11 protein-coding genes are annotated in these 12,778 nt (G+C 58.3%); 6 read left to right on the top strand and 5 right to left on the bottom strand.

Annotation, left to right across the window (positions count from 1 at the left end; genetic code table 11):
- Positions 1-7 precede the first annotated feature (7 nt).
- The gene (locus IM304_RS01765) at positions 8-2,104 is read left to right on the top strand and encodes a pyrroloquinoline quinone-dependent dehydrogenase (protein ID WP_193356118.1); all 2,097 of its coding nucleotides are present in this window, start codon (positions 8-10) and stop codon (positions 2,102-2,104) included.
- Positions 2,105-2,197: 93 nt separating this feature from the next.
- Here IM304_RS01765 and IM304_RS01760 read toward each other — a convergent pair whose 3' ends face one another.
- On the bottom strand, positions 2,198-2,791 hold the full coding sequence (locus tag IM304_RS01760; protein WP_148419424.1) for a DUF4142 domain-containing protein: 594 nt from the start codon (positions 2,789-2,791) through the stop codon (positions 2,198-2,200).
- 233 nt (positions 2,792-3,024) lie between these two features.
- Here IM304_RS01760 and IM304_RS01755 point away from each other — a divergent pair, with 233 nt between their 5' ends.
- On the top strand, positions 3,025-3,303 hold the full coding sequence (locus IM304_RS01755) for a DUF1471 domain-containing protein (RefSeq protein ID WP_176610425.1): 279 nt from the start codon (positions 3,025-3,027) through the stop codon (positions 3,301-3,303).
- A gap of 122 nt (positions 3,304-3,425) precedes the next feature.
- On the opposite strand, the gene IM304_RS01750 is transcribed toward IM304_RS01755, so the two are convergent.
- Positions 3,426-4,262: an alpha/beta fold hydrolase gene (locus IM304_RS01750; RefSeq protein WP_193356117.1), complete on the bottom strand. Its 837-nt coding sequence runs from the start codon at positions 4,260-4,262 to the stop codon at positions 3,426-3,428.
- A gap of 272 nt (positions 4,263-4,534) precedes the next feature.
- Positions 4,535-5,524: a 2-hydroxyacid dehydrogenase gene (locus tag IM304_RS01745; RefSeq protein ID WP_193356116.1), complete on the bottom strand. Its 990-nt coding sequence runs from the start codon at positions 5,522-5,524 to the stop codon at positions 4,535-4,537.
- Between the two features lie 210 nt (positions 5,525-5,734).
- Between IM304_RS01745 and IM304_RS01740 the strand changes: the two genes are divergently transcribed.
- From IM304_RS01740 to IM304_RS01730, 3 genes are read left to right on the top strand one after another with little or no spacing between them, the layout of a single operon-like run.
- The gene (locus IM304_RS01740) at positions 5,735-8,374 is read left to right on the top strand and encodes a YdbH family protein (RefSeq protein ID WP_193356115.1); all 2,640 of its coding nucleotides are present in this window, start codon (positions 5,735-5,737) and stop codon (positions 8,372-8,374) included.
- Complete coding sequence (locus IM304_RS01735) at positions 8,371-8,562, top strand: YnbE family lipoprotein (RefSeq protein WP_148419429.1); 192 nt, start codon at positions 8,371-8,373, stop codon at positions 8,560-8,562. The genes IM304_RS01740 and IM304_RS01735 overlap by 4 nt, the downstream gene beginning before the upstream one ends.
- A gap of 7 nt (positions 8,563-8,569) precedes the next feature.
- Positions 8,570-8,887 (top strand): YdbL family protein, encoded by a 318-nt coding sequence (locus tag IM304_RS01730; RefSeq protein ID WP_176610420.1) that lies wholly within the window; start codon positions 8,570-8,572, stop codon positions 8,885-8,887.
- Here IM304_RS01730 and feaR read toward each other — a convergent pair whose 3' ends face one another.
- Entirely contained in the window at positions 8,888-9,796 is a 909-nt protein-coding gene (feaR, locus tag IM304_RS01725; protein WP_148419557.1) for a transcriptional regulator FeaR, read from the bottom strand.
- Positions 9,797-10,037: 241 nt separating this feature from the next.
- Here feaR and IM304_RS01720 point away from each other — a divergent pair, with 241 nt between their 5' ends.
- Positions 10,038-11,537: an aldehyde dehydrogenase family protein gene (locus tag IM304_RS01720; protein ID WP_193356114.1), complete on the top strand. Its 1,500-nt coding sequence runs from the start codon at positions 10,038-10,040 to the stop codon at positions 11,535-11,537.
- 119 nt (positions 11,538-11,656) lie between these two features.
- Here IM304_RS01720 and IM304_RS01715 read toward each other — a convergent pair whose 3' ends face one another.
- Positions 11,657-12,763 carry a GGDEF domain-containing protein gene (locus IM304_RS01715; RefSeq protein WP_193356113.1) on the bottom strand — a complete coding sequence of 369 codons (1,107 nt, stop codon included), beginning with the start codon at positions 12,761-12,763 and terminating at the stop codon, positions 11,657-11,659.
- Positions 12,764-12,778: the final 15 nt, after the last annotated feature.

Genomic DNA, 12,778 nt, shown 5'->3' with positions numbered 1-12,778 from the left:
GCCGCCCGTGCATAACGATAAGTATTATCCCTTCCTGAAGGTCGGCATGACGGCGCTGGCGCTGCTGGTCGCACCGTTCGCGCTACAGGCCCAGGATAAGGCCGCCGAGGCCTCTCAGGGCACCCAGGATTCGCTTGATATTGATGCGGCCGATCGGCAGGCGCCAGGGACCACAAAAACCACGGACGAAGCCTCAACCGGCAACGGTAGTGGGCAAAAAGTCGCTTCGACCAGCCAGCCGGCAACGCCGCTGGTGCCTTCCACAGCCACCTGGGACAGCTTCCATGGGCAGCTTAACGCGCAAAAATACAGCCCGCTAACCCAAATCACAGCGGAAAACGTCGGCAAATTAACGAAAATCTGGGAGTTCCATACCGGCGACGTCTCGGATGGGAAAGGCGATACGCCCGCCACCGTCTGGTCCGCCACGCCCATTTTCGCCAACGACACCCTCTACATCGGCACCCCGTTCGATCGCCTGATTGCGCTGGATCCGGGCACGGGCAAAGAGAAGTGGCACTATGACACCAAATCTTCGCGCAAGGCGCTGACCCAGCCGGTGCTGAAGAACCGCGGCGTGTCCTACTGGCAGGCAAAAAATCCGGTGAACGGCCAGGCATGCCAGAAGATCGTCTATATGGGCACCGTTGACGGCAAGCTCTTCGCGCTGGACGCCGATTCAGGCAAACCGTGCAGCGGCTTTGCGGACAACGGCGTGCTGGACGTGAACCAGTGGAACACCATTAACGCCAGGTATCCGCTCTCTATCCTGCAGCCGCCAACCGTGGTCGGCGACCATCTGCTGGTGGGCTGGGCCGGTAAAGACTGGGCCTATGCCGAAGCGCCTCCGGGCACCGTATTCTCCATCAATGCCCGGACCGGCGAGCGTGAATGGACCTTTGACGCGATCCCGGAAGCGATCCGCAAGCGTACCGGTACCGCCAACGTCTGGACGCACATGTCCGCGGATGAGGCCAATGGCCTGGTCTATCTGCCAGTCTCGTCGCCGTCGCCCAACTACTGGGGCGGCAACCGCGTCGACGCGATTCCCCTCGGCACCTCGACCACCGCGCTGGACATCAACACGGGTAAGGTGGTCTGGTCCCGCCAGTGGGTACACCACGACGTCTGGGATTACGATATCAACTCCGCGCCGACGCTGATGGATATCACCGTAGACGGCAAAAAGATCCCGGCGCTGGTGCAGGCCACCAAGCAGGGCTTCCTGTTTGTGGTTAACCGCCTGACGGGGGAGGACGTATGGCCTATCGAAGAACGTCCGGTTCCGCAGGGCGACGGTTCGGTGCAGGGCGAAGTTCTCTCGCCCACGCAGCCGTTCCCAACCAAGCCCGCGCCGCTGCTCGACCAGTCGAAAAAGCCGAAAATCTGGAAGCTGGCGGATATCGTCGGTGCCGGCCAGTGCTCCCGCCTGTGGGACAACCTGGCCTATGAGGGAATGTATACGCCGCCCACCACCAAAGGCGAGGGCGCGTTAACCTATCCCGATAGCGCCGGCGGCGTGCAGTGGGGCGGGGTTGCGTTCGATCCGCAAAAGCAGATCGCCATCGTCAACACCTCGCATATCGTCCAGTACGTGAAGCTCTACAGCCGCGAGGATTACGATAACGCCGATAAAACCGCCGGTAACGAAAGCGGCTTTGCGCCGCAGGAAGGGGCCCCGTACGGTATGCGCCTGCTGGTGGCCGATAACTGGCTGGGCATGCCGTGCTGGCAGCCACCGTTTGGCGAAATTGTGGCGCTGGACATGCACACGGGCGATGTGAAATGGCGTCGTCCGGTTGGCGCATCCCAGCAGTATGGCTTCTTTATGCCGGAAGGCTGGGGTTCACCTACTATCGGTGGTCCGGCCGTGACGGCGGGCGGGGTGATCTTTATCGGCGCCTCGATGGATGCCAAAGTGCGCGCCTACTCGGTTGAGAGCGGAGAAGAGCTGTGGTCCGATCAGGTTGAAGCCCCGGCGGTCGCGAACCCGTCGGTCTATGAATATAAAGGCCGTCAGTACGTGGCATTTGTGGCGGGCGGGAACACTATCCTGAAGGATCAGGTGGGAGACCAGGTGGTGGTCTACGCGCTGCCTGAATAACGTTCACCCGGGAGGGTAGAAATGCGCGTGGGGCCTGTGGGCCCCACTTTTTTTGGGTCAGCGCGCTCGGGGCGCGCTATTTTACCGCGGCACTTACTTTTTGTCCGCTGACGCGCCGGACGGCACCGACATTTGCTCGGCGGTCTTCAGATGCTGCTCAACGACCGGGGTGTGCTCGTTAGCCAGAGCCTTCACGTCCGGATCGTCGATCTTGCTGGCATCCTTTTGTAGCTTCGACAGCACCATCTGGTGGTCTTTCACGCCGGCATATTCCATATACATCTTGTCAAAGGCGTCGCCGCTCTGGTTTTCCAGCTTACGGGTCAGGTCCTTATGCGCAACGTCCGGCTCGGTCGGCAGTTCTACCCCCTTTTGCCGGGCAACGGCCTGGACTTTGGTGAGGGCGGCACCGTGATCGTCGACCATCTTCTGAGCGAATGTTTTCACTTCGCTGCTCTGGGCCTTGCTCAGGGCAAGTTTGGCGGCGGCCACTTCGTTAATGTTGGCCTGCGCCATGTCCTTCAACGCGTTTTCGTCGCCGGAGCTTAGCTTAGCGCCCGATTGAGCCTGGCCCGCAGCGCTGGTTTGCGCGGCGTTAGTCGTCTGGGCTTGTACGCCAACGGTGCTGAACATCGCTGCAGCTACTGATACGGCTAGCACCCTTTTCAGGGTTTTACTCGTGTGCATATTGTTCTCCTGATGGTCATGGTACAGGTGAGTTTTCGTTACTTTACGCGTAACCGCGCGGATAAATGACAACTGCATCGGTCAGTATAGTAGATGAAACTGCTGAGCCCGCGTGGTGAGGAATAAAAGCCAGGAAATGAAGCATCGCGTAATCCCTTTGTGAAAATGACCCGGCTCGTTTACATATTTAGTGCTAATGTTAAACAGGAAGATACATCCACAGGAGGAATGATATGAAAAAGGCACTATTAGGGACTGTACTGGCTTTAACGGTAGCAAGCTTTGGCGCATCTGCGGCAGATATGATTTCCAAGGATGAAGCGCACCACTTCAAGCTGGAATACCTGGGTAATGTAACCGTAGGGGCTTCAGGTGGACAAATTTCTTCACCTTCCGATCTTCATGAAAAACTCTCAAAACTGGCAGACGAGAAGGGCGGGAAATACTACGTCATCATTGCCGCTCGTGAGCATGGCCCTAATTTCCAGGCCGTAGCTGAAGTGTTCAAATAATCTTCATGGCTACTACAAAAACCCGCTTCCGGCGGGTTTTTTGCTTATGCTCAGCCCAAAATGCCCCTTGTGCAAAAAAGAACCGGGCGTGCAGCCCGGTTTTATATGCATAATCATCGTCTTTATGAGCGAATAAATGCCAGGATATCGGCGTTTATGGTATCGGCATGCGTGGTATGCATCCCGTGCGGGAAGCCCGGATAAATTTTAAGCTCGCTGTTTGCGAGCAGCTTGTCCTGCAGAAGGGCGGCATTTTTATACGGCACGACCTGGTCGTCATCGCCCTGCAACACAAGGACAGGCACCGTAATGGCTTTGAGATCGTCCGTCTGGTCGGTCTCTGAAAACGCCTTAATGCCTTCATAGTGGGCCTTGGCGCTACCGATCATTCCCTGACGCCACCAGTTCTGTATCGTGCCCTGCGAAACGTCTGCCCCGTCCCGGTTAAAGCCATAGAAAGGGCCGCTGGCGACGTCGAGGTAAAACTGGGCGCGGTTGGCTGCCAGCGCCTGGCGGAAGCCGTCGAACACCTCAATGGGCGTTCCGCCGGGGTTAGCGTCCGTTTTTACCATCAGCGGTGGAACGGCGCTGACCAGGACCGCTTTGGCCACGCGCCCCTGAGGCTGGCCGTACTTCGCAACGTATCTGGCGACCTGGCCTCCGCCGGTGGAGTGGCCGACGTGCACGGCATTACGCAAATCCAGGCTTTCGACCACCGCCGATGCGTCGGCGGCATAGTGATCCATATCGTGGCCTTCACTCACCTGATCGGAACGACCATGACCGCGACGGTCGATGGCGATGACGCGGAAGCCTTCTGCAAGGAAAAAGAGCATCTGATTATCCCAGTCATCGGCGCTCAGCGGCCAGCCGTGATGGAAAACGATGGGCTGCGCATCCTTCGGGCCCCAGTCTTTGTAATAAATACTGACACCATCTTTCGTTGTTACGAATGCCATATTTCAGGCTCCTCTGCTAATGGCAACAATGTGTGAAGGCTACGTAAATAGCCCGGCATTTAAGGACGTAAAAAATTGTCTTATATTAATCTTATTACCGATATATCCGCTTAAAGTGTAGAACGGCTTCCTGAAAACAGTTGTAGATTTGTTTTACGCTGTCGTTATTTATTTTTAAACGAAATATCCCCTCTGCCAGCCGGGGCACCGTTATTTTTCCGATGGGCTTATTATCGGCCGGGCAGAGGTAACCGCCACCCGGCCAGACTGGCTTAAACGATCGCGTTAGGACACGCTTCACCTTTTTCGAGCTGCTGCAAATTCCCCAGCGTGGTTTCCGAGATGCCGATCAGCGCTTCGGCGGTCAGGAACGCCTGGTGGCCGGTAAACAGCACGTTGTGGCAGGCCGACAGGCGACGGAACACGTCGTCCTGGATCACGTCGTTAGATTTATCCTCAAAGAACAGATCGCGTTCGTTCTCGTACACGTCCATCCCCAGTGCGCCAATTTTCTGCGTTTTCAGCGCTTCAATAGCGGCCTGAGAATCAATCAGCCCGCCGCGGCTGGTGTTGATAATCATCACGCCGTCTTTCATCTGTTCGAATGCCGACTGGTTAAGCAGATGGTAGTTTTCCGGCGTCAGCGGGCAGTGCAGGGAGATGACGTCAGACTGGGAGAAAAGCGTTTTCAGATCGACATACTCCACGCCCAGCTCCAGCGCAGCCGCGCTTGGGTACGGATCGAACGCCAGCAGGCGCATGCCGAAACCTTTCAGAATGCGAAGGGCGGCCACGCCGATTTTGCCGGTACCGATTACGCCTGCGGTTTTACCGTACATGGTAAAGCCGGTCAGCCCTTCCAGAGAGAAGTTGGCGTCACGGGTGCGCTGGTAAGCACGGTGAATACGACGGTTGAGCGACATCATCATGCCGACGGCATGCTCGGCAACCGCTTCCGGAGAGTAGGCCGGGACGCGAACCACCTTCAGGCCCAGCTCTTTGGCGGCATCAAGATCGACGTTGTTAAAGCCCGCGCAGCGCAGGGCAACGTATTTCACGCCCTGCTTTTTCAACTCCTCCAGCACCGGTCGGCTGCCGTCATCGTTTACGAAGATACAAACGCCTTCGCAGCCGTGGGCCGTTTTTGCCGTCTTTTCAGTCAGCAGAAAGTCGAAAAATTCAAGATCGAAACCGTACGTCTCGTTAACATGTTGCAGATACTTTTTGTCGTACTGCTTTGTGCTATATACCGCGAGTTTCATAAGACGTTCTCCAGTGATTTTGCAACCACGTTAGCATGATTAAAATTATCTTACAATTTTTCAAATTTCATTGAAATCAATAAGTTCTATGAATTATTGTAGAGCATCTACTCTTAAAAATGGCATTACCTTCAACTGACTGGCTAAACATGCGACAATGAGCGGCAGGAACGGCTTATTTATTTCGCTAAATCAGGATATTAACTGCCCATGAAGGGTAAATACAAAGCCGCGATCGCGCTATTACTGCTGCTCTTTATTGTGCCGCTGACGCTGCTGATGACGCTCGCCCAGTGGGTGCCCACGCTCGCCGGGATCTGGCTACCGGTTGGAACGCGCATCGCGTTTGAAGAAAGCCCGCGGCTCACGCGCCACGCCCTGATCGTTCCCGATCTCCGCTATCTGGTAGATGAGTGTGAAATTGCCCGCGTCGAAAACCTCACGCTGTCCCATCCGGGCCGCTGGGATCTGGATATTGGCGCGCTCGATCTCAACGCCGTCTGCCTGAGCAAATTACCGCAATCCGCGCCCTCTACCGTGGCGCCGAAAACGCTGGCCCAGTGGCAGGCCATTCTGCCCAACACCTGGCTTACCGTTCACCGCTTTACGCTTTCCCCCTGGCAGCAGTGGGAGGGGGAGCTGCACGCTTCACTGACCCCGGCCCGCCAGGAAATCACTTATAAAGGAGAGCAGGTGAGCATCCAGGGGCAGCTGCGCGGCCAGACGCTATCAATAAGCCAGTTTGATGTGCAGCTGCCGAACCAGCCGCAGCCCGTGAAGCTGGTCGGCGAATTTACGATGCCGCTGGTACCGGACGGCGTGCCGGTAAAAGGGCATACGGTCGCCACCTTCAACGTGCCACAGTTATCCTCGCTGGTCGATGCCGATCTTGACTGGGAGGGCAATCAGGGCCAGCTGCTGGTCATGGCGCGTGGCAATCCCGATCCGCTGCTCGATTTACCGTGGCAGATAACCGCCCAGCGGTTAAACGTCAGCGACGGCCGCTGGAGCTGGTCGGCCTCCGGTATGCCGATGAGCGGTCGCGTCGGCCTCAGGGTAGATAACTGGCAGCAGGGGCTGGAAAAAGCCACGTTCACGGGGCGTCTCAACGTCCTGACGCAGGGGGATGCGGGTAAGGGCAACGCGGTGCTGAATATCGGCCCCGGCTCGCTCAGTATGGAAAACAGCGAAATGCCGCTGTACCTGAGCGGTGAAGCCAAGCAAAACGATCTGATCCTGTATGCCAGACTCCCGGCAAAGCTGACCGGCAGCCTCTACGATCCTCAGCTTACTTTTGCTCCCGGCGCGCTGCTGCGCTCGCGCGGTCGCCTCATCGACTCGCTCGATATCGATGAGATCCGCTGGCCGCTGGCGGGGGTGAAGCTCACGCAGAAGGGCGTGGACGGCCGCTTGCAGGCCATTCTGCGGGCGCATGAGAACGAGATGGGCAATTTTGAGCTGCACCTGGACGGCCAGGCGAACGACTTTTTACCCGATAACGGCCTGTGGCAGTGGCGCTACTGGGGTAAAGGGAACTTCACGCCAATGAACGCGCGCTGGGATGTGCGGGGCACCGGGGAGTGGCGCGACAGCCTGATTGAGCTGACGGACCTCTCTACCGGTTTCGACAAACTCCAGTACGGCACGATGTTTGTCAGCAAACCGCGTCTGGTGCTGGATAAGCCGGTGCGCTGGTCGCGGGACCCGGATAAACCCACCTTCAGCGGCGCGCTCGCGCTTAATGCCGGACAAACCACCTTCTCTGGCGGAAGCGTGCTGCCGCCGTCCGTCCTGACCTTCAGCGTTGAGGGGACAGACCCGACGGTATTCCAGTTTAAGGGTGACCTCCATGCGGAAAAAATCGGCCCGGTACGGGTGAATGGCCGCTGGGACGGCCAACGCCTTCGCGGTCAGGCCTGGTGGCCAAAGCAGTCTCTCACCGTGTTCCAGCCGCTGATCCCACCGGACTGGAAAATGACGCTGCGCGACGGTGAGATGTATGCCCAGGTCGCTTTCTCGGCTGCAGCCGGGCAGGGCTTTGAGGCGGGGGGGCACGGGGTGCTGAAAGCAGGCAGCGCGTGGATGCCGGATAACGAGATAAACGGCGTCGATTTTGTACTGCCGTTCCGCTTGAGCCAGGGCACCTGGTCGCTGGGCACGCGCGGGCCGGTAACGCTTCGCATCGGCGAGGTGAAAAACCTGGTGACGGCCCGAAATATCACCGCGGATCTCCAGGGCGATTATCCCTGGACCGAAGCGAACCCGCTCCTGCTCACCAACGTTAAGGTTGAGGTGCTGGGCGGAAAAATCACCATGCAGCAGCTGAGAATGCCGCAGCACGATCCGGCACTCCTGCGCGTGGATAATATTTCCTCCAGCGAACTGATTAGCGCGGTAGATCCTAAGCAGTTTTCCATGTCCGGCCCGGTGAGCGGTGCGCTGCCGTTCTGGCTGGACAATGAGAAATGGATCATTAAAGATGGCTGGCTGACCAACCCGGGGCCGATGACGCTGCGTATCGACCAGGATACGGCTGACGCCATTGTGAAAGACAACATGGCTGCCGGGGCGGCAATTAACTGGCTCCGCTATATGGAAATTTCGCAGTCGTGGACAAAACTCAATGTGGATAATCTGGGCGTATTAACCATGCAGGCGTCCATTAAGGGCACCAGCCGCGTCGACGGCAAAAGCGGCTTCGTGAACCTGAACTATACCCATGAAGAGAACATTTTTACCCTCTGGCGCAGCCTGCGCTTTGGGGACAATTTGCAAACATGGTTTGAGCAACATGCGGCGATACCACTTCTCCGCGGTTCGACAGGCAAGGAAAGTGAGGAACAACAATGAAAATGAGGGCTGGTGTGCTCGCCGTGGCCGTGGCCGCGCTGCTGTCAGGCTGTACGCCGCGCATTGAAGTGGCGGCGCCCAAAGAGCCGATCACCATCAACATGAACGTGAAAATCGAGCACGAAATCCATATCAAGGTGGATAAAGACGTTGAAGCCCTGCTGAAATCCCGCAGCGATCTGTTCTGAGGATGCCATGAAACGATTAGCACTGCTGTTACTGGCGCTGGGGATGAACGTTCACGCCGCCACGCTCACGCTCAACGACGCGCGCGCCCAGGGGCGCGTGGGGGAAACCCTGAGCGGCTATCTTGCCCCCGTCCAGCATGACGCGGAAACGCTGGCGCTGGTGAACCGTATCAACGCCGCACGCACGGAAAGCTATCAAAAACTGGCCGACAGCAATAATCTGCCCGTGGACGACGTGGCAAAAATGGCGGGGCAAAAGCTGGTGGCCCGCGCGCAGCCGGGGGAGTACGTGAAGGGTATAAACGGCAGGTGGCTGAAAAAGTAACTAGCGAAAACGCTTCCGGTACTCGCCGGGCGAGACCCCAAAACGCTGCTTAAACGCGGTGGAAAAATGGCTATGGTCGGTAAAGCCCCAGCTGTAGCCAATTCCCGCCAACTTTTCGTCATCGCTAATGCCGCGCAGCGCCTGAGCGCATAAATCGAGGCGACGGTTCTTGATATACTGCGCCACCACCAGCCCCTTCTCGGCGAACATGCGGTACAGGCTGCGTACTGACATGCCGCTCTCAGAGGCTATCCACTCCGGTCTTAACGCCTCTGACTGAATATGGTCGTCAATCAGTGACAGAACGTTGCGGAACTGGCGCTCCTTGCGCGGCAGCACCTCGTCACGCTGCTGGAACGCCGGGCGCAGCAGGCACACCATTGCCTCAAGGGCCGCTTCACTCTCTCTGGCGCTCAGATCGGCATTGCCCATACTCTCCTGCAACAGGCGATAGCTAAGCTGAACGGTAGGAAGGCTGCGGGAGAGGGTAAGCGCGCAGCTCACTTCCTGAAAGCGCGCGTATTGCTCAACGATCTGCCGCGGCAGCAGCAGCGAAATCTGGCGGGATCGCTCCTGCCAGTAAATGGAGCACGGGCGGGAGGCATCAATCAGCGTGATATCCCCGGTTTTTAGCACCGAGCGGCGGTCGTCCTGCTCAATCTCCGCGCTACCTTCCAGCTGAAACACGGTATAGAACCAGGCGTCGTTGCCGTTTTTGATCTCCTGACGGGTGCGAAACAGGTTAACGCCAGCGGCGGTTACGGTGCTTAGCTTCAGGCTTTGGGTGTAGCTGGTTTCCAGCTCGCCGAGAAACGCGCCCCCTAGCGGACGCGCAGCAAAGCGCCCGCAAACCTGGTTAATCTGCGCCAGCCACTGCTGAAAATTGTCCTGTTCGCCTGCACATGCCATTGATTTTCTCGCTGTACCGTCACCGTTTTCGCATTGTTGCATTTATGTTGCATTTAGTCAGGGCTACGAGGCTGACTATAGGAAAGAACACTCAATGGTTACAGCGTTATAAGCGGGAATTATCACAATTTGCGGAGCCTGTCACAGGTGGCAAAGCGAATGTCACACAGACAAAAGCAGGAATGCGAAACCCCTCTTAGACTGCATACACACCCTGCGAAGCATAACGAAGGAGTACCCTATGTCGAAATCACATATCGCCGTTCTACCGGGCGTGCAGCAGTTTTTAGATCGCCAGCATGGCCTGTGGATTGAAGGGCGTCAGGCCGCGTCCGATAGCGAAAAGCGTCTGAACGTCTACAACCCGGCGACCGGAGAGGTGATTGCCTCCACCGCCGATGCCAGCGTTGATGACGTGGATCGTGCGGTGATGTCGGGCTGGCGCGCCTTTGTCGCCCGAAGCTGGGCAGGGCGTCTGCCGGCCGAGCGGGAACGCATCCTGCTGCGGTTTGCGGATCTGGTGGAGCAGCACGGCGAAGAGCTGGCTCAGCTCGAAACGCTGGAGCAGGGGAAATCCATTACTATTTCCCGCGCGTTCGAAGTGGGCTGCACCCTGAACTGGATGCGCTATACGGCGGGGCTGACCACGAAAATTGCCGGCAAAACTCTCGATCTCTCTATTCCTCTGCCGCAGGGGGCGCGCTATCAGGCGTGGACGCGCAAAGAGCCGGTTGGGGTCGTGGCAGGGATCGTGCCGTGGAACTTCCCGCTGATGATTGGCATGTGGAAGGTGATGCCCGCGCTGGCGGCAGGCTGTTCAATCGTGATCAAGCCCTCCGAAACCACGCCGCTCACCCTGTTACGGGTGGCGGAGCTGGCGAGCGAGGCGGGGATCCCGGATGGCGTGTTCAACGTGGTTACCGGAAGCGGCGCCGTCTGCGGCGCGGCGCTGACCTCGCACCCGCGCGTTGCCAAGGTGAGTTTTACCGGTTCGACGGCGACGGGCAAGCAGATCGCCCGCGCGGCGGCGGACACGTTAACGGGCGTGACGCTGGAGCTGGGGGGCAAAAATCCGGCCATCGTCCTGAAGGACGCCGATCCGTCATGGGTGATTGAGGGGCTAATGACCGGCAGTTTTCTGAACCAGGGGCAGGTATGCGCCGCCAGCTCGCGCATTTATATTGAGGCTCCCCTGTTTGACACGCTGGTCAGCGGGTTTGAGCAGGCCGTGAAGTCCCTCAGCGTCGGGCCGGGCATGTCGCCCGAGGCGTTTATCAACCCGCTGGTGTCGCGCGCCCACTGCGATAAGGTTCAGGCGTTCCTTGACGACGCGAAAGCACACCACGCGGAACTGATCAGCGGTAACCGCGGGCCAGACGACAAAGGCTATTACGTTTCGCCGACGCTGGTGGTTAACCCGGATAATAACCTGCGCCTGACGCGTGAGGAGGTGTTCGGCCCGGTGGTAAACCTGGTGCGCGTGGCGGACGGGGAGGAGGCGCTGCAGCTGGCGAACGACACCGAGTACGGGCTCACCGCCAGCGTCTGGACGCAGAATATCGGTAAAGCGCTGGAATACACCGACAGGCTACAGGCCGGGACGGTATGGGTGAACAGCCATACGCTGATCGACGCCAACCTGCCGTTTGGGGGAATGAAGCAGTCCGGCACCGGGCGCGATTTCGGCCCGGACTGGCTGGACGGCTGGTGTGAAACTAAGTCAGTTTGCGTGCGGTATTAAAAACGACGGGTAGCCCTCTCCCTGTGGGCTGAGGGATCCCCATAAATCAATGCGGGCACTGAGCAATGCCCTCGGCTCTCAGGGGAGAGGTTTAGGGTGAGGGGACGCGGGCGCCGGACTTACCGCGACCACCGATCCCGTCCTCCCTCTTTCGCCCGATACAGCGCCGCGTCGGCGCGGGCGATGATTTCCGGCCCGGCCAGACCTTCGGTGTGACCTGCAATACCCATACTGGCCGTCACATAGTCACCAACCTTAGACGCGGCGTGCGGGATCGCCGCCGCGCGCAGGCCAGCCTGGATCCGTGCGGCGACCTTTTCAGCAACGTCCTCCGTGCAGTCGAAGAGGATCACCACAAACTCCTCGCCACCGTAGCGTGAGACCACATCCTCAGGCGTGCGCACCGACGTATTCAGCACCTCGGCCACCCGCGCCAGGCACTCATCTCCCGCCTGGTGACCATAGGTATCGTTATAAAGTTTGAAGTAATCCACGTCCAGCATCAGCACCGTGAAGGGCTTGCCTTGCTCCACCGCGTTTTCCAGCACCAGCTCCATCGCGCGGCGATTGGCCGTTTTCGTCAGCGGATCCTGATGGGCCAGCGCGTCAAGTCGCGAAATTAACCGCTGGTTCTGCTGGTTGCGACGCCAGGCTTCATCAAACCAGCGGAGCAGGATATAGCGTCCGCAAACGAGGATGAACGTGAAGATCACCCACAGCCCGGCAAATCGAAGCGTCATTTCCTTATTCAGCAGCATGCTGGCAACGGGCATGGTGAGCCACAGCGGCACGATGAAGCATAACAGCCCCACCGGGTGAAAATAGAGTGCGGTCATGCCGGCCATCAGCAGGGTAACAAATATCGGCCAGGGGTGAGGTAGCTGGATAACGTTGATAAACCAGTAACAGCAAAGCGACCAGAGCACGCTGCATATGAACAGCACGGCGCTGACCCCGCGGATGCGTCGCCAGGCCATCATCACCAGCGCAACGGAGAGGATCACCACGCCAAGCATGGAGGCGTCAATCATCAGCCGCAGGTGCTGGCTGATGTGCAGAAGGGCATCAATATGGCCGAACAGGGAGTTGCGCAGCAGAACCATCAGCGCAAAGCTCGCATTCACGAAAGCAAGCCACGGCAGGTTTACGGCCAGCCCGTGGACGACCATCGAATTACGGGTTGGCCAGGTCGCTGGCTCTGATGTCGCGTTATGCCTTTTTTCCATGAGAGAAAATATCCC

The organism is Enterobacter cloacae complex sp. P40C2 (assembly GCF_014930695.1).
Classification (GTDB): domain Bacteria; phylum Pseudomonadota; class Gammaproteobacteria; order Enterobacterales; family Enterobacteriaceae; genus Enterobacter; species Enterobacter pasteurii.
This window is presented reverse-complemented; position numbering and strand designations above follow the sequence as displayed.

What these genes read in the sequence shown, in the direction of transcription:
- IM304_RS01760 (WP_148419424.1), bottom strand. Translation starts at nt 2,791, where the DNA reads ATGCACACGAGTAAAACCCTGAAAAGGGTGCTAGCCGTATCAGTAGCT.
- IM304_RS01755 (WP_176610425.1), top strand. Translation starts at nt 3,025, where the DNA reads ATGAAAAAGGCACTATTAGGGACTGTACTGGCTTTAACGGTAGCAAGC.
- IM304_RS01750 (WP_193356117.1), bottom strand. Translation starts at nt 4,262, where the DNA reads ATGGCATTCGTAACAACGAAAGATGGTGTCAGTATTTATTACAAAGAC.
- IM304_RS01745 (WP_193356116.1), bottom strand. Translation starts at nt 5,524, where the DNA reads ATGAAACTCGCGGTATATAGCACAAAGCAGTACGACAAAAAGTATCTG.
- IM304_RS01740 (WP_193356115.1), top strand. Translation starts at nt 5,735, where the DNA reads ATGAAGGGTAAATACAAAGCCGCGATCGCGCTATTACTGCTGCTCTTT.
- IM304_RS01735 (WP_148419429.1), top strand. Translation starts at nt 8,371, where the DNA reads ATGAAAATGAGGGCTGGTGTGCTCGCCGTGGCCGTGGCCGCGCTGCTG.
- IM304_RS01730 (WP_176610420.1), top strand. Translation starts at nt 8,570, where the DNA reads ATGAAACGATTAGCACTGCTGTTACTGGCGCTGGGGATGAACGTTCAC.
- feaR (WP_148419557.1), bottom strand. Translation starts at nt 9,796, where the DNA reads ATGGCATGTGCAGGCGAACAGGACAATTTTCAGCAGTGGCTGGCGCAG.
- IM304_RS01720 (WP_193356114.1), top strand. Translation starts at nt 10,038, where the DNA reads ATGTCGAAATCACATATCGCCGTTCTACCGGGCGTGCAGCAGTTTTTA.
- IM304_RS01715 (WP_193356113.1), bottom strand. Translation starts at nt 12,763, where the DNA reads ATGGAAAAAAGGCATAACGCGACATCAGAGCCAGCGACCTGGCCAACC.